General features: G+C 53.1%; 18 protein-coding genes. 15 read left to right on the top strand and 3 right to left on the bottom strand.

What is annotated here, in order from left to right; genetic code table 11:
- Nucleotides 1-3 precede the first annotated feature (3 nt).
- The 6 genes from ubiE (at nt 4) to cysM (ending at nt 6,712) form a co-directional block, all read left to right on the top strand.
- Nucleotides 4-744 carry a bifunctional demethylmenaquinone methyltransferase/2-methoxy-6-polyprenyl-1,4-benzoquinol methylase UbiE gene (gene ubiE / locus NSP04_RS02955; RefSeq protein ID WP_257510849.1) on the top strand — a complete coding sequence of 247 codons (741 nt, stop codon included), beginning with the start codon at nt 4-6 and terminating at the stop codon, nt 742-744.
- 50 nt (nt 745-794) lie between these two features.
- Nucleotides 795-1,817 carry a Tim44 domain-containing protein gene (locus tag NSP04_RS02950; protein ID WP_257510848.1) on the top strand — a complete coding sequence of 341 codons (1,023 nt, stop codon included), beginning with the start codon at nt 795-797 and terminating at the stop codon, nt 1,815-1,817.
- A gap of 78 nt (nt 1,818-1,895) precedes the next feature.
- On the top strand, nt 1,896-2,639 hold the full coding sequence (locus NSP04_RS02945) for a ubiquinone biosynthesis accessory factor UbiJ (protein WP_257510847.1): 744 nt from the start codon (nt 1,896-1,898) through the stop codon (nt 2,637-2,639).
- Complete coding sequence (gene ubiB / locus NSP04_RS02940) at nt 2,636-4,231, top strand: ubiquinone biosynthesis regulatory protein kinase UbiB (protein WP_257510846.1); 1,596 nt, start codon at nt 2,636-2,638, stop codon at nt 4,229-4,231. The genes NSP04_RS02945 and ubiB overlap by 4 nt, the downstream gene beginning before the upstream one ends.
- Nucleotides 4,232-4,290: 59 nt before the next feature.
- Nucleotides 4,291-5,736 (top strand): high affinity choline transporter 1, encoded by a 1,446-nt coding sequence (locus NSP04_RS02935; RefSeq protein WP_257510845.1) that lies wholly within the window; start codon nt 4,291-4,293, stop codon nt 5,734-5,736.
- 73 nt (nt 5,737-5,809) lie between these two features.
- Nucleotides 5,810-6,712: a cysteine synthase CysM gene (cysM, locus tag NSP04_RS02930; protein WP_257510844.1), complete on the top strand. Its 903-nt coding sequence runs from the start codon at nt 5,810-5,812 to the stop codon at nt 6,710-6,712.
- Between the two features lie 4 nt (nt 6,713-6,716).
- On the opposite strand, the gene mltB is transcribed toward cysM, so the two are convergent.
- Complete coding sequence (mltB, locus tag NSP04_RS02925; RefSeq protein ID WP_257510843.1) at nt 6,717-7,754, bottom strand: lytic murein transglycosylase B; 1,038 nt, start codon at nt 7,752-7,754, stop codon at nt 6,717-6,719.
- Nucleotides 7,755-7,869: 115 nt separating this feature from the next.
- On the opposite strand from mltB, the gene NSP04_RS02920 reads away from it, so the two are divergent.
- The 5 genes from NSP04_RS02920 (at nt 7,870) to NSP04_RS02900 (ending at nt 13,145) form a co-directional block, all read left to right on the top strand.
- Entirely contained in the window at nt 7,870-8,790 is a 921-nt protein-coding gene (locus NSP04_RS02920; RefSeq protein WP_257510842.1) for a histone deacetylase family protein, read from the top strand.
- A complete protein-coding gene (locus NSP04_RS02915) occupies nt 8,787-9,476 on the top strand; it encodes a carbonic anhydrase (protein WP_257510841.1) in 690 nt (229 codons plus the stop codon). The genes NSP04_RS02920 and NSP04_RS02915 overlap by 4 nt, the downstream gene beginning before the upstream one ends.
- A 123-nt stretch (nt 9,477-9,599) precedes the next feature.
- On the top strand, nt 9,600-10,349 hold the full coding sequence (locus NSP04_RS02910) for an electron transfer flavoprotein subunit beta/FixA family protein (RefSeq protein ID WP_257510840.1): 750 nt from the start codon (nt 9,600-9,602) through the stop codon (nt 10,347-10,349).
- A 24-nt stretch (nt 10,350-10,373) separates the two neighbouring features.
- The gene (locus NSP04_RS02905) at nt 10,374-11,303 is read left to right on the top strand and encodes an electron transfer flavoprotein subunit alpha/FixB family protein (RefSeq protein WP_257510839.1); all 930 of its coding nucleotides are present in this window, start codon (nt 10,374-10,376) and stop codon (nt 11,301-11,303) included.
- A gap of 36 nt (nt 11,304-11,339) precedes the next feature.
- On the top strand, nt 11,340-13,145 hold the full coding sequence (locus NSP04_RS02900; RefSeq protein ID WP_257510838.1) for an acyl-CoA dehydrogenase: 1,806 nt from the start codon (nt 11,340-11,342) through the stop codon (nt 13,143-13,145).
- Between the two features lie 26 nt (nt 13,146-13,171).
- On the opposite strand, the gene NSP04_RS02895 is transcribed toward NSP04_RS02900, so the two are convergent.
- The gene (locus NSP04_RS02895; RefSeq protein ID WP_257510837.1) at nt 13,172-13,756 is read right to left on the bottom strand and encodes a hypothetical protein; all 585 of its coding nucleotides are present in this window, start codon (nt 13,754-13,756) and stop codon (nt 13,172-13,174) included.
- Nucleotides 13,757-13,831: 75 nt separating this feature from the next.
- On the opposite strand from NSP04_RS02895, the gene NSP04_RS02890 reads away from it, so the two are divergent.
- The gene (locus NSP04_RS02890) at nt 13,832-14,224 is read left to right on the top strand and encodes a DUF2784 domain-containing protein (RefSeq protein ID WP_257510836.1); all 393 of its coding nucleotides are present in this window, start codon (nt 13,832-13,834) and stop codon (nt 14,222-14,224) included.
- Between the two features lie 30 nt (nt 14,225-14,254).
- Here the strand turns inward: NSP04_RS02890 and NSP04_RS02885 are convergent, their stop codons facing one another.
- Nucleotides 14,255-14,503: a hypothetical protein gene (locus NSP04_RS02885; RefSeq protein ID WP_257510835.1), complete on the bottom strand. Its 249-nt coding sequence runs from the start codon at nt 14,501-14,503 to the stop codon at nt 14,255-14,257.
- Between the two features lie 90 nt (nt 14,504-14,593).
- On the opposite strand from NSP04_RS02885, the gene NSP04_RS02880 reads away from it, so the two are divergent.
- The 3 genes from NSP04_RS02880 to carA all read left to right on the top strand — a co-directional run bounded on the left by NSP04_RS02880 (nt 14,594) and on the right by carA (nt 17,826).
- Nucleotides 14,594-15,541: a LysR family transcriptional regulator gene (locus NSP04_RS02880; protein ID WP_257510834.1), complete on the top strand. Its 948-nt coding sequence runs from the start codon at nt 14,594-14,596 to the stop codon at nt 15,539-15,541.
- A gap of 77 nt (nt 15,542-15,618) precedes the next feature.
- Entirely contained in the window at nt 15,619-16,476 is an 858-nt protein-coding gene (locus NSP04_RS02875) for a bile acid:sodium symporter family protein (protein WP_257510833.1), read from the top strand.
- A 174-nt stretch (nt 16,477-16,650) separates the two neighbouring features.
- The gene (carA, locus tag NSP04_RS02870; protein ID WP_257510832.1) at nt 16,651-17,826 is read left to right on the top strand and encodes a glutamine-hydrolyzing carbamoyl-phosphate synthase small subunit; all 1,176 of its coding nucleotides are present in this window, start codon (nt 16,651-16,653) and stop codon (nt 17,824-17,826) included.
- Nucleotides 17,827-17,836 lie beyond the last annotated feature (10 nt).

Below are 17,836 nucleotides of genomic sequence, written 5' to 3'. Positions count from 1 at the left end.
ACCATGAACGACAAAACTACCGATTTCGGCTTTGAAAAAGTACCCGAGGATCAAAAGGCCAAAAAAGTGGCCGAAGTATTTGATTCGGTGGCCGCGAAATATGATGTGATGAATGATTTGATGTCGGGTGGCATGCACCGCCTTTGGAAGGCAAGCACTGTGCGTGCTGCGGGAGTTCGCCCAGGCATGAAGGTGCTTGACATTGCAGGCGGTACTGGCGACTTGAGCAAGGCATTTTTGGATAAAGTGGGCCCCAGTGGCGAAGTGTGGCTGACCGACATCAATGAGAGCATGTTGCGTGTGGGCCGCAATCGCATGATTGACCATGGGTATTTGCCAAAAATGGCCCTGTGCGACGCCGAAAAACTGCCTTTCCCTGACAATTATTTCGATGTGGTTACTGTGGCATTTGGTTTGCGCAACATGACCCACAAAAATGTGGCACTGGCGGAAATGCGCAGGGTGATCAAGCCGGGTGGCAAGGTACTTGTGCTGGAGTTTTCGAAGGTGAATCCCTTGTTGGCCCCGGCTTACGATTTGTATTCATTTCAGGTGTTGCCTAAAATTGGCCAGATTGTGGCGCAAGACAGCGCCAGCTACCAGTATTTGGCAGAAAGTATTCGCATGCACCCCGATCAGGAGACCCTGAAAAGCATCATGCTTGAAAGCGGGTTTGATCAAGTGAAATACACCAATTACACTGCGGGCGTTGTCGCCCTGCACCAAGGAACCAAATTCGCCTGACAGTGTCTACCTAGTTCAGTGAAAATTATTATTTTCTGGAGGCTTTTGCTTTGAAAACCCGTATCTGGTCTGTTCGATTGTCTGTGTTTGCTGTAGTTGCGGCCTTTTTGAGCCTTAGCGTGTTGCCAACTGATGCCGAAGCACGCCGCATGGGCGGTGGTGGCAGTTTTGGCCGCTCTGCGCCCTCGCAGTTCCAGAAGTCGCCCCCGACTGCACCTGCCGCAGCGCCCCAGCGCACTGCGCCCAACCAGCAGGCGGCTAGCCCGAATGCGGCCGGTGCCGCAGGCGCAGCCGCACCACGTAACCGCTTTCTGGGCCCATTGGGTGGCTTGGCTGCGGGTTTGGGCCTGGCGGCCTTGTTCGGCTACTTGGGTTTTGGCGCGGGCATGGCTGAATTTCTCGGTACGCTGCTAATGATTGCTGCAGCTGTGTTTGCCGTGGTGTTTTTGGTTCGCATGTTGCGTGGTCAGCAGGCTTCAAAGCAGCGCCCCGCTTACAGTGCTCCAGGTGCTGCTGGTTCAGGCAACAACAGCTACCGCGCTTCGCCACAAACACCGCGTTACGATTCGCCTTCCAGCCCGATCAACGACCCTGTTCCGGGCATGGGTCAGCCTCGCGCTGATCAAGGTTTTCAGGGTTTTGGCCAGTTTGGTAACTCCGATGCGTTCGATGCGCCGACACCCGCAGCAACTCCCCTGAAGGAGTTGCCAGTTGGGTTTGATGAGCCTGGCTTTGTAAACAGCGCCAAGAAATTCTTCGTGACCATGCAGGGCGTGTTCGACAAAGGCGACGTGGAAGGCCTGCGTGAATATTGCAGCGACGAAGTTGTGGATCACCTTAAAGCAGAAATTGAGTCCCGTGGCAACACGGTAAACCGCACCGATGTGGTCACACTTGATGCGCAGCTAATTGGATTTGAGACCGATGTCGATGAGCAAATCGCAACCGTGGCCTTCACCGGCATGTTGCGCGAAGAGCAAGACGCTGCCGCAGCTGAAATCAATGAACTATGGATTATGTCCCGCCCGGTAACCGGTGGTGGCTGGGTGCTTTCTGGAATTCACAATCTTTAAGTTTTGAACCCCTCAGCCGGGCTTGGTCTGGCCGGCTGGGTTACACTCAAACAAATTTTTACTGTTTGGAAGTGTGCCTTGGCCAGTCCCCCCGAATTGCTTTTTCAGTTTGCCTCCAAATTGTTGTCCACCAGTCAGGCCAAAGGTGCTACCGCAGTAGGCGGCCTATTGTCCGCCCCTTTGAATTTGATGTCGATCACTTTGACGCAGATGGTTTGTTTGGTGTTGAATCATTTGCTAGACCAACAGCGCAGTAGCAAGTTCAAATTGCAGAAGGATGCTGGCAAAGTGCTCGCCTTGAGCGTTTCATCGATGCACTTGAAATTACGCGTCACCGATCAAGGCTATTTTCAGCCCAGCAGCGCCACCAACGGTATAAGCGCCCCAGCGGATACGCAAATTACAATGCAATGGGCCGATTTGATTGGCTCGGTCAGCAACCCCAATGCCATGTCCAGAAAAGCGGCCATTGAAGGCGACATGGACTTTGCGCAAACGGTTTCCACTGTGATCAACGATTTAAGTTGGGACCCTGAACGTGATTTGGCTCGAGTGGTGGGGGATGCGCAGGCAGTGTGGGTGATGAACACCTTGTCGGCTTTGGGTACCAATGCGCGCGATGTGGTGCAGCGTTTCAAAAGCAATTTGCGTGAATACGTGGTGCATGAAAAGTCGATGGCGCCTACTGCATCAGAGTTCGATTCGTTCCGAAGCGATGTTAACCAGTTGCGCGACGAATTGGCGCGTCTGGAAAAGCGTTTGGGCAAGCTGGATGCCGCAGCTGTTCCCCGGTCAGGTTCTTCAGCGGATTCGGCGTCATGAAGCTTCGCCGTTTGGCACGCATTGCCTTGGTGGCCCGAAAGTATGGCCTGTTTCTGATTGCCGCGGATTCAATCAACAACGGCTTGGCCAAGTGGTTTTTAACCCTGATTTCCTCGCGCTCGCATGTACAGGCGCCCCGAGGCGAGCGCATGCGCCGCGCGCTCGAGGACCTCGGCCCGTTGTTTGTGAAGTTTGGTCAACTGCTTTCCACCCGGCGCGACCTGTTGCCCGAAGACGTTGCTGATGAATTGGCCAAACTTCAAGACCAGGTGCCTGCATTTTCTTCCGAGAAAGCACGCGAGTTGATTGAGGTGAGTTTGGGTCGTCAAATTGACGACATGTTTCTTGATTTTCAAAACACACCAGTGGCCAGCGCATCCATTGCACAGGTTCACTTCGCTGTAATTCGCGCTGGTGAACATGAAGGCAAGAAGGTTGCAGTGAAGGTGCTGCGCCCAGGCATGATCGAGGTGATCGACAAAGACTTGGCCCTGATGAAAACCGCCGCGCAATGGATTGAAAAAATTTCATCCGATGGCAAACGGTTAAAGCCGCGCGAGGTGGTGGCCGAGTTCAACAAATACTTGCACGACGAACTCGATTTGATGCGGGAAGCGGCCAATGCTTCGCAGTTACGCCGCAATTTCTCGCCGACGTCCGGCAGTGGGCACCTGCTGCGTGTGCCTGAAATGTACTGGGATTACTGCTGCAGTACTGTGATCACCATGGAGCGCATGCACGGCATTCCAATTTCGCAGATTGAACGGCTGCGAGAAAACAACATTGATCTGAAAAAGCTTTCCCGCGAGGGTGTGGAAATTTTCTTCACCCAGGTGTTTCGTGATGGCTTTTTTCACGCGGACATGCACCCTGGCAACATTTATGTGGGGGATCAGCCTGAAGATTTTGGCCGCTACATTGCGCTGGACTTCGGTATTGTGGGTACGCTGAGCGACGTTGATAAACAATACCTGGCGCAAAACTTCCTGGCTTTCTTTCGGCAAGACTACAAGCGCGTGGCTGAACTTCATGTGCAATCGGGTTGGGTGCCCAAGGGCACGCGCATTGACGAACTTGAATCGGCTATTCGTGCTTGTATTGAGCCCTTCTTTGGCAAGCCATTGAAGGAAATTTCACTGGGCCAGGCCTTGATGCGCTTGTTTCAAACTTCCCGCCGGTTCAATGTTGAAATTCAGCCCCAACTGGTGTTGCTGCAAAAAACCCTGCTGAATGTGGAAGGCCTTGGCCGTCAGCTCGACCCCGACCTCGATCTTTGGAAAACTGCAAAGCCCTACCTTGAAAACTGGATGCATCAGCAAATCGGTTTCAAGGGGTTTCAATCCACCCTGCAATGGGAAGCCGCACAATGGTCACAAATTTTGCCCGCCTTGCCACGTTTGTTGCATCAAACCCTGACCCATTCCAATGGCCGGGTAGACGACCAGATTGAACAGTTGGTCAAACAGCAAAAACGCCTTAACCGGGCTTTGTTCTGGATGGTATTGATGTTGGCTGTATTGTTTGGCGTGGTGGCGCTTGACCTCCTGTGGCCATTTTTGATGGGATATGCCGGCCCGAAAGGCTTGTTCTAGCACCGAGCACGGTTCTTGCCTATAATCCGAAATCATTTTCACTCTGGTGGGTTTTCAAGATGTTGCTTGCCTCCGTAGTCGCCTATTTGCTGGTTTCTGTATTTATTGGCCTGTATGTGGCCCGAAATGTGAAAAACACCGCTGACTATGCGGTCGCGGGTAGAAACCTTTCCCTGCCCATTGTTACTGCAACCGTATTTGCCACCTGGTTTGGCTCTGAAACTGTGTTGGGTATTTCTTCCACTTTTGTGGAAGAGGGCATGATCGGCATTATTGCCGACCCCTTTGGCGCGGCAACCTGTCTTATTCTGGCTGGTTTATTCATTGCCCCCAAAATCTACCGACTCAATTTGCTAACCTTGGGCGACTACTACAGGGTGCGTTACAACCGTGCAGTAGAGGTTTTTTGTAGCGCCTGCATCGTGGTGTCTTATTTGGGTTGGGTAGCAGCGCAAATTACTGCACTGGGTTTGATCTTCAATGTGCTCACGGATGGTGCAGTGTCCCAAGAATGGGGCATGGTGATTGGCGCCGCCGTGGTGCTTGTGTACACCTTGTTCGGTGGCATGTTGTCAGTGGCGGTACTGGATTTCATTCAAATGCTGGTGATCGTCGCAGGCCTTTTCTACATCGTGTGGATTGTGGCCGACTTGGCAGGTGGTGTTGGTACGGTGGTTGCCCATGCTGAGGCAGCGGGCAAACTCCAGTTGTTCCCGGATGAATTCAGTTACGTGTTGTGGGTACCGTTTGTTGGCGCGTTCCTGACCATGGCATTCGGTTCTTTGCCACAGCAGGATATTTTTCAGCGAATCAGCTCTGCAAAGAATGAAAAAACTGCCGTGCGTGGTGCGGTGCTTGGGGGCTCTTTGTATTTTTTCATCGCTTTCATTCCGGTATTTTTGGCCTATGGCGCCATCATGATTGATCCCGCTGTATTCAGCGCGATGGTGGCTGAAGATTCGCAGATGGTCTTGCCCAATCTGGTATTGATGCACACCCCTGTGTTTGCCCAGATCATATTTTTTGGTGCCTTGATTTCTGCAATCATGAGTACATCAAGCGCCACCCTGCTGGCGCCCTCCGTCTCGTTTGCAGAAAACATTGTCAAGAACATTTATCCCAAGATGGACGACAAAGCCCTGTTGCTGACCATGCGGGTGTCTGTGTTCGTTTTCACCATCATCGTGGTGGCTTTTGCCATCAATAGCGAGTCCTCAATCTTCGAGATGGTCAAAAGCGCTTATGAAATTACCCTGGCTGCCGCCTTTGTTCCGCTTGTGATGGGTTTGTACTGGAAGCGGGCCACCTCTCAGGGTGCAGTGTGGTCAATCATTGTGGGTGTAAGCAGCTGGTTGATCGCGAAAAACTTCTTCCCCAGCGAAATTTGGCCACCCCTGTTGCTGGGTATGGTGCTGGGTTTTGTTGCAATGATCATTGCTTCATTGCTGCCGCAATGGATCGAGCATCGCCCTGCATTGCGGGATGGCGTTGTACATCCACATTAAGCACCCACATTCAGCACGTGTCTCGCGGGCGCAGTAAAATAGCCGGATTACCTTTGTTAGAAGTGATCCGGCTTTGAAATACCTCACCATTGAAGACACCATTGGCAACACCCCCTTGGTGCTGTTGCAACGACTGCCCGGCAAGCAAAATGCTGATCGAGGCAATATCATTTTGGGCAAGCTTGAGGGCAATAATCCTGCTGGTTCGGTGAAAGACCGTCCCGCAATTTCGATGATTCGCCGCGCAGAAGAGCGTGGTGACATCAAGCCTGGTGACACTCTGCTTGAAGCCACTTCCGGTAACACCGGCATCGCCTTGGCCATGGCGGCAGCCATTCGAGGCTATCGCATGGTGTTGATCATGCCTGAACACCTCAGCATCGAGCGCAGGCAAACCATGCGTGCCTTTGGCGCTGAAATTGTTTTGACACCGCAAAAAGGCGGTATGGAATACGCACGCGATCTGGCCGAACAAATGCGCGACCAGGGGAAAGGCGTAATTCTTGACCAGTTCGCCAATGAAGACAATCCGCTGGCTCACTTCGAGACCACGGGCCCTGAAATTTGGTTTGATACCGATGGCAAGGTGACCCACTTCGTGAGTGCCATGGGCACCACCGGTTCCATCATGGGTGTGTCGCGTTACCTGAAAAGCCAGAATCCGGAAATCCAGATTATTGGCGCGGAACCCAGCGAGGGTTCGCAAATTCCGGGCATTCGCAAATGGCCGCAAGAATATTTGCCCAAAATTTACAAGCCCGCTGGCGTGGACCGCGTGGTGCAGGTTACGCAGCTTGAAGCCGAAGAAATGGCCCGAAAAATGGCGGCCGAAGAGGGTATTTTCTGCGGAATTTCAGCCGCAGGTGCTGCACACATTGCCCTAAAAATTGCTGAAGAGGTTGAAAACGCCACCATCGTTTTCATTGTGTGTGACCGTGGCGATCGCTATTTGTCCACCGGCGTGTTCCCAGCCTGATTGCTCAGTTCAACATATCTCTTCTAAGCTTCAACGCTTCGCTGAGTTCCAGCACCGCGTTGGCGTAGAAAGAGCTGCGGTTGTAGCGGGTCACCACGTAAAAGTTGTGCCCGCCCGCCACATACGCAGTCTCTGCATCGCCGCGCACCAGTTCAATCAAGGCGAGCTTTTCGTCGGGCAGGGTATCACCATTTAGCGCAACACCTTTTTCTTGCATTACGGCCGGGGTAAAGGTGGGCACAATGTCGGGCGCCAGAAGTTCAGGCAGGTTGTCGGTGCGTTCAATCTCCACCAGTACACGTGTGGCTTTGCCGTTTTCCCAGCCGTGAACCTTCAAGAAATTTGCCACACTGAAAATCGCATCGCGGCGGCTGTTGAACAAGTCAACAACGCCATCGCCGTCGCCATCCACTGCGTACGCAATCCAGGAGCTGGGCATGAACTGCCCCAGGCCAATGGCACCTGCGTACGAACCTTTCACTTCCAGAGCGTTCAAGTGGGTTTTGTTGCACAGGGCAATGAAGGATTCCAGTTCACTCAAGAAAAACTCAGAACGGTCTCTTTGCCCCGCCGGGTAAGCAAATGCCAGCGTCGCCAAAGAGTCGAGTACGCGGTAATTGCCAATGTGTTGCCCATAGATGGTTTCCACGCCGATAATGGCCACAATCACCTCTTGTGGAATGCCGTAATGGGCCTCTGCTTCTTTCAGGGTGTCGGCGTTGGCTTCCCAGAATTCCACACCCTTGCGAATGCGGTAGGGCTCTACAAAGTTGTTTCTGTATCGGTCCCAGTTTCGAACACTCTTGGTTTTTGCTGGCTGCACCGCTTTCACCACTTGAGGCAGTAACTCGGCTTGTCGCAACAATTCCAGGGTTTCACTGGCAGGAATGCCTTCCTTGGCTTGCAAGCGTTCCGCCATGGCGGCGGCCTGTTGTTGATTCGCAAAATTCACCTTGTTGGCGTCTTGAGCGCGCACCGCTTGAGTGCAAAGCACTGTGCTGATTAGAATGGAGGCAATTGATCGAATTATTGGAGTCAGCATGTCCGGTTCAGGCAAAGTCAGAAGATGGTGTGGTTGGCCCGGCGCATGTTCATTGGTTGCAGCAGGCCCTTCATTCACTATAACCCAGCATCCACGTGCTGTTCAGGCCTAAGCCATGACCACCGCCTTTATTTCCCACCCGGATTGCGCCCTGCACAACCCGGGCTTGGGCCACCCTGAAAGCATGGCCCGCTTGCGGGTAATTCGTGAGCGTTTGGAGTCTTCCGATTTGTGGGCACGGCTAGTGCATGCGGAGGCCCCCCAGGTGCCTTGGTCTGCCGTCAATGCTGTGCATACTCCTGCCTATGTTGAAAGCATCAAGTCGCGCTTTCCGTTGAAGCGAAATGTGGATATTGACGGTGACACCACCTTGTCAGAGTTTTCGCTGGATGCAGCGCGCCGCGCGGCAGGTGCCTGCGTGCATGCGGTTGATCTGGTGATGGCGCATGCGGTGAACAATGCTTTTTGTGCCGTACGCCCGCCCGGCCACCATGCTTGCGTAGATCGAGCCATGGGATTCTGCGTGTTCAACAACGTGGCCATTGCGGCCCAACATGCCATCGATGCCTATCGGCTGGAGCGTGTGTTGATCGTGGATTTCGATGTGCACCATGGTAACGGCACAGAGAATGCTTTCGCCAACAATCCGAAAGTGCTCATGTGCAGCACCTTTCAGTCGCCGCTTTATCCCTTCAGCGGCGGGCTTGACGAAGGCCGCAACATGATCAATTGCCCGATCCCGCCAGGTGGAGGAAGAGAAGAAATCAAGCAGGCCATTCAAACCCACTGGGTTGATGCGATTGACCGGTTCAAGCCCCAACTTGTGCTGGTATCCGCAGGGTTTGATGCGCATGAAAGCGACCCACTGGCTGACATGCGGTTGACCACCGAGGATTATGGCTGGATTACCCATTTTCTCAAGCGCGTGGCCGAGGAGTACTGTGATGGAAGGTTGATCAGCACGCTGGAAGGTGGTTATGAACTGGAGGCTTTGGCGGATTCGGTGCATGCCCATGTCGAGGCGCTGGCGTCATGATCGACCCGCTTGAACTGGATCGTTTAAGCACGCTTTTGGCCAAAAACAGGACGTGGGCCAATCAGGTTACTGCTCAGAATCCGGAATATTTTCAAAAACTTTCGTCTGGTCAAAGTCCCGGGTTTACCGTGGTCAGTTGTTGCGACAGCCGCGCCGACCCCAACACCTTGCTGCAAGGCAATTTGGGGGAGTTGTTCGTTTATAAAAATGTGGCGAACCTGGTCGGTGTTGATGATCTGAGTTTGCAAACCGCCCTGCAGTTTTCTATTGAAAGTTTGAAGGTGCGCCACATCGTGGTCTTCGGGCACCACAACTGTGGCGGTATACGCTTGGCCTTGGGGGCGCAATTGCAAGGGTCGCCCGGTGACTGGCTTGAAGGCGTGCGGGAGTTGGCTTATGACCACCAAATGTTTGACGATCAAACTGCGTGTGCATCGGCTGGTGCAATCGATCGAAAGGTCGACAAGCTTTGTGAATTGAACGTCATTCAGCAAGTGCGCAATGCCTCGCAAAGTCCAGCGGTGCAAGCCGCATGGATTCGGGGCGAACCATTGGCCATTTCAGGCTTGGTGTATTGCTTGCGCACGGGCGTGGTTGAAAACCTGAATTGCACAATTTCCAGTCAGGACGAGGTGGATTCGGTGTGTTTCGAGGCCATGAAAGCGATCTGCGTGCGTTACCGTTAGTCTCGACAAATCACCCCTTAGAGTGTAAACTCTATCAAAAATCGAACGATCGTGCGTTTTTTGAGAAAACGCTTCGTATAATCCAAATTACACATTTTCTAATTTCAAGAAGGGATGGCTTGCATGAAGATCCTGGTACCCGTTAAACGCGTAGTCGATTACAACGTCAAGGTTCGCTGCAAAAGCGACGGCACAGGTGTGGATATTGCCAACGTTAAAATGTCCATGAACCCGTTCGACGAAATCGCTGTTGAAGAAGCGACGCGCCTGAAAGAAGCCGGCGTGGCCACTGAAGTAATCGCAGTAAGCTGTGGCGTGGCCCAGTGCGTTGAAACCCTGCGCACTGCAGCCGCCATTGGTGCAGACCGCGGCATTCTGGTTGAAACAGATGTTGAGTTGCAGCCTCTGGCTGTGGCCAAAATCCTGAAAGCCATCGTTGAGAAAGAGGGTATCGACCTGGTCATCATGGGCAAGCAAGCCATTGACGACGATTGCAACCAAACCGGTCAAATGTTGGCAGCGCTGGCCGACATGCCCCAAGGTACTTTTGCATCCAAGGTGGTGGTTGAAGGTGGCAAAGTGAATGTGACTCGCGAAGTGGATGGTGGCCTGGAAACAGTCAGCCTGAGCTTGCCAGCAGTGGTAACCACCGACCTGCGTTTGAACGAGCCACGCTATGTGACTTTGCCCAACATCATGAAAGCCAAGAAAAAGCAGATCGACACCATCAAGCCTGCTGACTTGGGCGTGAATGTGGATCCACGTATTAAAACCCTGAAAGTGAGCGACCCTCCCGTACGTTCTGCTGGTATCACCGTGCCCGACGTGGCCACGCTGGTCGACAAGCTGAAGAACGAAGCGAAAGTCATTTAATTTCAGGGATTCAAGGAGCAAAAAATGTCAGTACTTGTTATTGCAGAACACGACAATCAGAGCATCAAGCCCGCCACGCTGAATACCATTGCAGCGGCCCAGAAAATTGGTGGAGACATTCACGTGCTGGTTTCTGGCAAGGCTTGTGGCGCTGCGGCTGAACAGGCTGCCAAGGCAGCAGGCGTTGCCAAAGTATTGGTGGCCGATTCCGACTCACTGGGCGACCAGTTGGCAGAAAATCTGGCTGCACAAATTCTGGCAATTGCCGGCAACTACGGCCACATTCTGGCACCTGCCACCAGCGTGGGCAAAAACGTGTTGCCACGGGTTGCAGCCAAACTGGACGTTGCACAAATTTCCGACATCATCAGCGTTGAAAGCGCCGACACATTTACACGTCCAATTTACGCAGGCAACGTGATCGCCACGGTCCAATCTTCTGATTCCACCAAGGTCATCACCGTGCGCACCACGGCATTCGACCCAGTGGCTACTGAGGGTGGTTCTGCCGCGATTGAAAACCTGAGCGCCGCTGCCGATTCCGGCAAGTCCACATTTGTAAGCCGTGAAGTGGCCAAGAGCGATCGCCCTGAATTGACCGCTGCGGGCACCATTATTTCTGGTGGCCGTGGCATGGGCTCTGCTGAAAACTTCAGCGTACTGAACCCCTTGGCCGACAAATTGAATGCGGCCATTGGCGCATCGCGTGCTGCGGTCGACGCAGGCTACGCGCCAAACGACTGGCAAGTTGGTCAAACCGGCAAAATCGTGGCGCCCCAGCTGTACATGGCCTTCGGGATTTCCGGTGCCATTCAGCATTTGGCTGGCATGAAAGACAGCAAAGTGATTGTGGCCGTGAACAAAGACCCTGAAGCACCAATTTTTGGTGTGGCCGATTACGGCTTGGTGGGCGACCTGTTCGATGTGGTGCCACAACTGACTGAAAAACTGTAAGCAAACAAAAACGCAAAGCTGTATCAGGAGACGACAATGAGTTACAACGCCCCAGTTAAAGACATGATGTTTGTGTTGAAAGAATTGGCCGGCTTGGATCAAGTATCCCAGTTGCCCGGTTGTGAAGACGCGACCGAGGAAACCGTGGATGCGGTTCTGAACGAAAACGCGAAGTTCACCAGCGAAGTGGTTGCGCCACTGAACTGGTCGGGCGACGTGGAAGCCGCCAACTGGAAAGACGGCGTTGTAACCACTGCCAAAGGCTTCAAGCAAGCCTTCAAGGCATTTGGAGAACAGGGCTGGCAAGGTTTGCAGCACCCTTCTGAATTTGGCGGGCAGGGTTTGCCCAAGCTGGTGGCAACACCGTGCATGGAAATGGTCAATGGTGCCAACCTCAGCTTTGCGCTGTGCCCCCTGCTGACCGATGGCGCCATTGAGGCTTTGTTGGTGGCAGGCAGCCAGCAACTGAAAGAAACGTACATTCCCAAGATGATTTCTGGCGAATGGACCGGCACCATGAACCTGACTGAGCCGCAGGCTGGTTCAGACCTGGCCTTGGTGCGTTCGAAGGCCGTGCCGCAGGGCGATGGCACCTACCGCATTTCTGGTCAGAAAATTTACATCACCTACGGTGAACACGACATGGCCGAGAACATCGTACACCTGGTGTTGGCCCGCACACCTGATGCGCCTGAAGGCGTGAAAGGCATCAGCTTGTTCGTGGTGCCAAAAGTGATGGTGAATGAAGACGGTTCACTGGGCAAGCGCAACGATGTGTACTGCGCATCGATTGAGCACAAGCTGGGCATCAAGGCTTCACCTACTGCGGTGCTGCTGTATGGCGACAACAAAGGCGAAGTGGGCCAGGGCGCCATCGGATACCTGGTGGGCGAGGAAAACAAAGGCCTGCAATACATGTTCGTGATGATGAACGCCGCCCGTTTCCAGGTGGGTGTTCAGGGCATCGGTTTGGCTGAACGTGCTTACCAAAAAGCAGTGCAGTACGCCAACGATCGCGTGCAGTCTCGCCCTGTCGATGGTTCTTCGAATGAAGCGGTTGCGATTATTCATCACCCCGACGTGAAACGCATGTTGATGAGCATGCGCAGCCAGGTTGAAGCGGCTCGCGCCATGGCCTGCGTGGCGGGTGCGGCTTACGACGCTGCCCATTACCACGCCGATGAAGCCACTCGCAAACAGAACATGGCCGTGTATGAATTCATGGTTCCGCTGGTCAAAGGCTGGTCGACCGAGATGAGTATCGACGTAACATCCACGGGTGTGCAGGTACACGGTGGTATGGGTTTTATTGAAGAGACAGGCGCAGCCCAGTACTACCGCGACGCCAAAATTCTGACGATTTACGAAGGCACAACCGCCATTCAGGCCAACGACCTGGTGGGACGTAAAACGGCTCGCGACGGCGCAGCCATGGTGAAAACTTTGTGCGCGGAAATCGCTCGTACCGTGGTTCAACTGAACGAATCAGGTTCTGCCCATGCCAAGGCTGTTGCTGCCCGCCTGGATGCAGCCCGTGCTTCATTTTTGGAAGCCGCGCAGTTTGTGGTTGAGAACATGAAGGGCAATCCCAATGCTGTGTTCGCCGGCTCAGTGCCTTACCTGAAGTTGGCAGGCGCCACAGTGGCAGGCTGGCAAATGGCGCGCGCGTTGTTGGCAGCGGAAGCGAAAATCAAGGCTGGCGAAACAGACAGTTTCTACAGCGACAAGATTTTGACTTCACGCTTTTTTGCTGACCATGTAATGAACGCTGTGCCAAGCCTTCGCGACAGCATCGTGAACGGCCATCAATCGGTCACTGAAATGGCCGTTGCAAACTTCTAATTGTTTTACTACTGTGGTTTCCCCGCCTACGGTGCGGGGAAACCATATTGGTTCATCAACGTATCTTTGTTATTTTCAATCTGGTCGCCGCAAGCGCGAATCTGATCCCTCAGCGCCAACACCTGCTCTGCGCTTTGTCTGTAACTAAGTTCAAGGGTTAAATCCTTCGCACCTTGAACAATGCTGGACTGAGAGAGTCGTAAATCTCTTGTCAAACGTGGTTTGTGTAGCTGATCCACCTTGGCCTCGATCCGCCTGTTTGTATCCTCCAAATCCTTGATCAACGCCTCCGTCGCCGCAAGTCGTTGCTTGGCCTGTGTCGTCAACTCGCTTGTTTTATTCAATGCATCAAGCGCCGCTGGTCGCGAAGATTTTTGCTGCTGCAAAATTTTGGCGAAGTCTGAATCGAAAGTTTTCTGTGTCCAGCGTTTGAAGGGGCCTGATTGGCAGCTTAAGGCACTCGACTGTTCAGCCAGGTTCTTCACGCACTTTTGAAGCACATTGGCGCCCCGTTGCAAAGCCTTTGTAGACTCTAAATTGTGGTCGACGCATGTGGCGATGCAACGTTCATTTTGTCTCGTTTTTTTTTGATCAATGGTGAAATAACCCATGGCTCTTTTTATTGTTTAAAAATACTGGGTATCACTTCAAGTGCTTAAGGTTCAACTTCTGTTTTATCCTAGGGCATGAATTATTCCTTATTCGCTGACATCATTTTGCTGGTTCACTTCGCCATAGTGCTGTTTGTGGTGGGTGGTCTGTTGCTGATTGTTTTGGGCAATGTGATGAGTTGGCCCTGGGTGAACACCACCTGGTTTCGGGCCCTGCACCTGCTGGCCATATTGATCGTGGTGGCTGAAAGTTTGCTGGGCATCGAGTGCCCCCTTACCACGCTTGAGAACTGGCTGCGCATTCAAGCGGGGCAGGGTGTTTATCAGGGCAGCTTCATTCAGTTTTGGGTGCATCAAGTGATGTTTTACAGCGCTCCGGGCTGGGTGTTCGCAACGGTTTATGCTGCCTTTGCGGCACTGGTTGTTGCCGCCTGGTGGCGGTGGCCACCTCGGCGAAGCGGGGCCTAGCAGGGCGCTGCCAAATCAGTTCAAGCAACATCACCAGCCTCCATAACCCGCACCTGCGGCATCAAATCCACCCATTGATCCATCGGCAAACCATGCAGAGAAGTCGACCCATTCTGCGGTTTCAGCCACAATCACTGTGGGTAGCTCGGTGGCTTGAGCAAGGCCAATACCGGCCAAAACAACGATCAACATCAAGCTTGCCCGGAATGCCTTGTTTGCTGTTTCAAACAAGCTCCAGTTCAACTCCAGGCCAGGCAGGTTTTCGGGCCATTCATTCATGATTCACACTCCTTTTGAGATGGTGTGAAATCATATTATTGATGTACATTGTGCAAATAAACCACCTATTGGGAACTTTACTATTGCGCCATGAGCAACAATTTCAATGAACTTCAAGCGGCTGAAACATTCCTGATGGTCGTCAACACAGGCAGTTTTGCCACTGCGGCCAAGCTTAAGGGCGAGAATCCTTCCAGCATCAGCAGGGCGATTGCCCAGCTTGAGGCTCATCTGAATATTCGCTTGCTGAACCGCACCACCAGGCAAGTCAAGATTACCGAAGCCGGAGAAATTTACAAAATGTACGCCCAGCGCATGCTGGAAAGTCAGCAAGAGGCGCGCGACGCGCTGACCCAGTTGCAAAGCGGCAATCCGCAGGGCACGGTGCGTATCAGCCTGCCGGTGATTGTCGGTGAAAAAATACTGGCCCCACGATTGCCTGAATTTCATGCCAAATACCCCGATGTCCAACTTCAAATCGACCTCTCCAACCGCAATGCCTTGATTGTGGAAGAGGGTTTCGACATAGCCCTGCGTGTGGGGCAGCTGCAAGATTCCACATTGCGAGCCCGAAAAATTGCGACCATCTGGCGCAAACTTTATGCATCGCCTGCCTACATTGAAAAGCACGGCATGCCGCAAACGCCGGGCGATTTGGTTCATCACCAATGCATTGCATTTTCACAGCGTGGCGACATGAAAGAATGGGAGTTCTGGCCCAAAGGGGGCGATGCGCCCAGCCAGAAACACCGTGTGGTTTCCTGGCTGACCTGTTCGAGCCCAATGATGGTGGTGCGTGCAATACTGGCTGGCTTGGGTTGCGGGCGCAGCGCCGACTGGATGCTTCAAGGTGCACTGGCCCGCGGCGAACTGGTTGAAATTCTTACCGACTGGTATTGCGACAACCCCTATCAAGGTGGTTTGCCCATGTACCTTGTATTCCCGCCAGGCTTGAGCAGCCAGATTTCACTAAAAACCCGGGTGGTGGCTGATTTTCTTGAAGAAATTGCGCGGGCTGAGTTCAAAAAGTCGACTTAAACGTCAAATTGCTGACAACACTGTAGCCGACGTTCAGCTACAGTAAGCGAACAATAAAAAACACTGACGGAGACACAATGCTCGGCAACACCTACATCACGATCGGCTTGCCCGTTTCACTGTTCATCATCATGGTCGGCATGGGACTTAGCCTGACTGTCGAAGATTTTCGTCGCATCAAAGAGCAGCCCAAAGGCGTTGTCGTTGGTACCTTGCTTCAGCTCATTGGCGTTCCCTTGCTGGGCTTTGCCATCGGTGGGTTTTTTGGTGGCGGGGTCATGGCGGCAGGCCTGGTCTTGTCTGCTGCAATGCCGGGTGGTACCACTTCCAATGTGCTCACTTACATGGCCAAAGCCAATCTGGCTTTGTCCATCACCCTGACCGTAATAGCCAGTCTTTTGACCGTGATCACCATCCCGTTTTACATGGCCTATGCTTTGCCCATGTTCGTGGGGCAAGACACTGAATTGCAACTGCCGTTTCTGAAAACCTTGATCACCATGATGGTCATCGTAATTATTCCAGTGTGTATTGGCATGTTCATTCGAGCCAAGCGGCCAGAGCTTTCCAAAAAATTTGAACCTGCAATCAACAAGTTCGCGGTGTTTGTGTTGGTGGCGATTATTGTTTTGATTGGTGTCAGCGAATCTGAAAACATGCCCACTTGGTTTGCCCAAGCGTGGATGCCGGTTGTGGCCCTGAACTTGGCAGCGATTGCGCTGGGCTTGTTGGGTGGCAAAATTAGCGGACTGAATCCGCGAGACAGCCTTACCGTGTCTATTGAGATGTGTGTAAAGAATTCAACGTTGGGGCTAACCATTGCTCTTTCTTTGTTGCAAGACGCCGAGATTGCGGTGCCAGTGGTGGTTTACGGCCTGTTGATGTACGTAACCGTTGCCTTGTTGTGCTGGTACGGCAGAAGACTGCCCAGTTAATCCAGCATCCCAATTAGCTCAAAGTTCTCCAAAGTTCTGAGTAGGCCGCATTTCGGTGTGGCCGAACGCCACCGTTCCGGGTATAATTCTCGGCTAGCTGAATGATTCTTAGGCAAAAGCCTGCGCGGGTGTTATTTGTCCCCGGGTGTTTTGTCGCATCTATTGGAGTTTCCCTTGTCGAAATTAGTCGCAAGCGCCCACCCGCGCGCCTTGCTCGCGCTCGCAGACGGCACAGTATTCGAGGGCATTTCTTTTGGCGCCCCAACCACGAAAGTGGGTGAGGTGGTGTTTAACACCTCGCTTACGGGCTACCAGGAAATTGTCACCGACCCATCTTATTGTCGCCAAATTGTTACCCTGACTTACCCGCACATCGGTAATGTGGGCACCAACCCCCAAGACGAAGAGTCCGATGGGCTCCATTTGTCTGGTTTGGTCATCAAAGACCTGCCCCAGTTGGTGTCGAACTTCCGTTCAACCCTGCCATTGGCCGATTACCTGAAAAAGCACGGTGTGCCCGGCATAGCTGGCATTGACACCCGCAAGCTCACCCGAATTCTTCGCGAAAAGGGTGCCCAGAGTGGTTGCCTGTTGACCGAGGACAGTGGCGAAACTTTCAGCGCCGAACGCGCTGTTGAATTGGCCAAAGGTTTCCCCGGCCTTGCCGGCATGGACCTTGCCAAGGTAGTTTCTTGCAAAGCACCGCATGAATGGACTGAAGGCGAATGGGCACTGGGTGTTGCTGCCGAAGAACCCCATTTCCAGGCCGGCGAACGCCCACACCATGTGGTGGCGTTCGATTATGGCGCCAAGCGCAATATTTTGCGCATGCTGGCCCAGCGCGGTTGCCGCGTTACAGTGGTTCCGGCGCAAACCCCCGTTGAAAAAGTGCTGGCCTTGAACCCTGATGGTGTGTTTTTGAGCAACGGCCCCGGCGACCCCGAGCCCTGCGACTATGCCATTTCTGCAATCAAGCACATTCTTGATAAAACCAAGCTGCCTGTATTTGGCATTTGCTTGGGGCATCAGCTGATGGCACTGGCCAGCGGCGCGAAAACACTAAAAATGAAGTTTGGCCACCACGGGGCCAACCACCCTGTACAAGACCTGAAAACCAAGCGCGTGGCGATCACCAGCCAGAACCATGGTTTTGCAGTCGATGCCGATTCATTGCCTGCCAACCTGCGTGTTACGCATGTGTCACTGTTTGATGGCTCGATTCAAGGCCTTGAGCGCACTGACCGCGCAGCCTTCTGTTTCCAGGGACACCCGGAAGCAAGCCCAGGCCCGCACGATTTGGCAGAACTGTTCGACCGTTTTATTTCAGACATCAAGGCAGCCAAGGCTTAAGCAGCCATTG

The organism is Limnobacter parvus (assembly GCF_024623725.1).
Taxonomy (GTDB): Bacteria; Pseudomonadota; Gammaproteobacteria; order Burkholderiales; family Burkholderiaceae_B; genus Limnobacter; species Limnobacter parvus.
The sequence above is the reverse complement of the archived record's forward strand: the minus strand, read 5'-3'. Positions and strand labels throughout refer to the sequence as shown.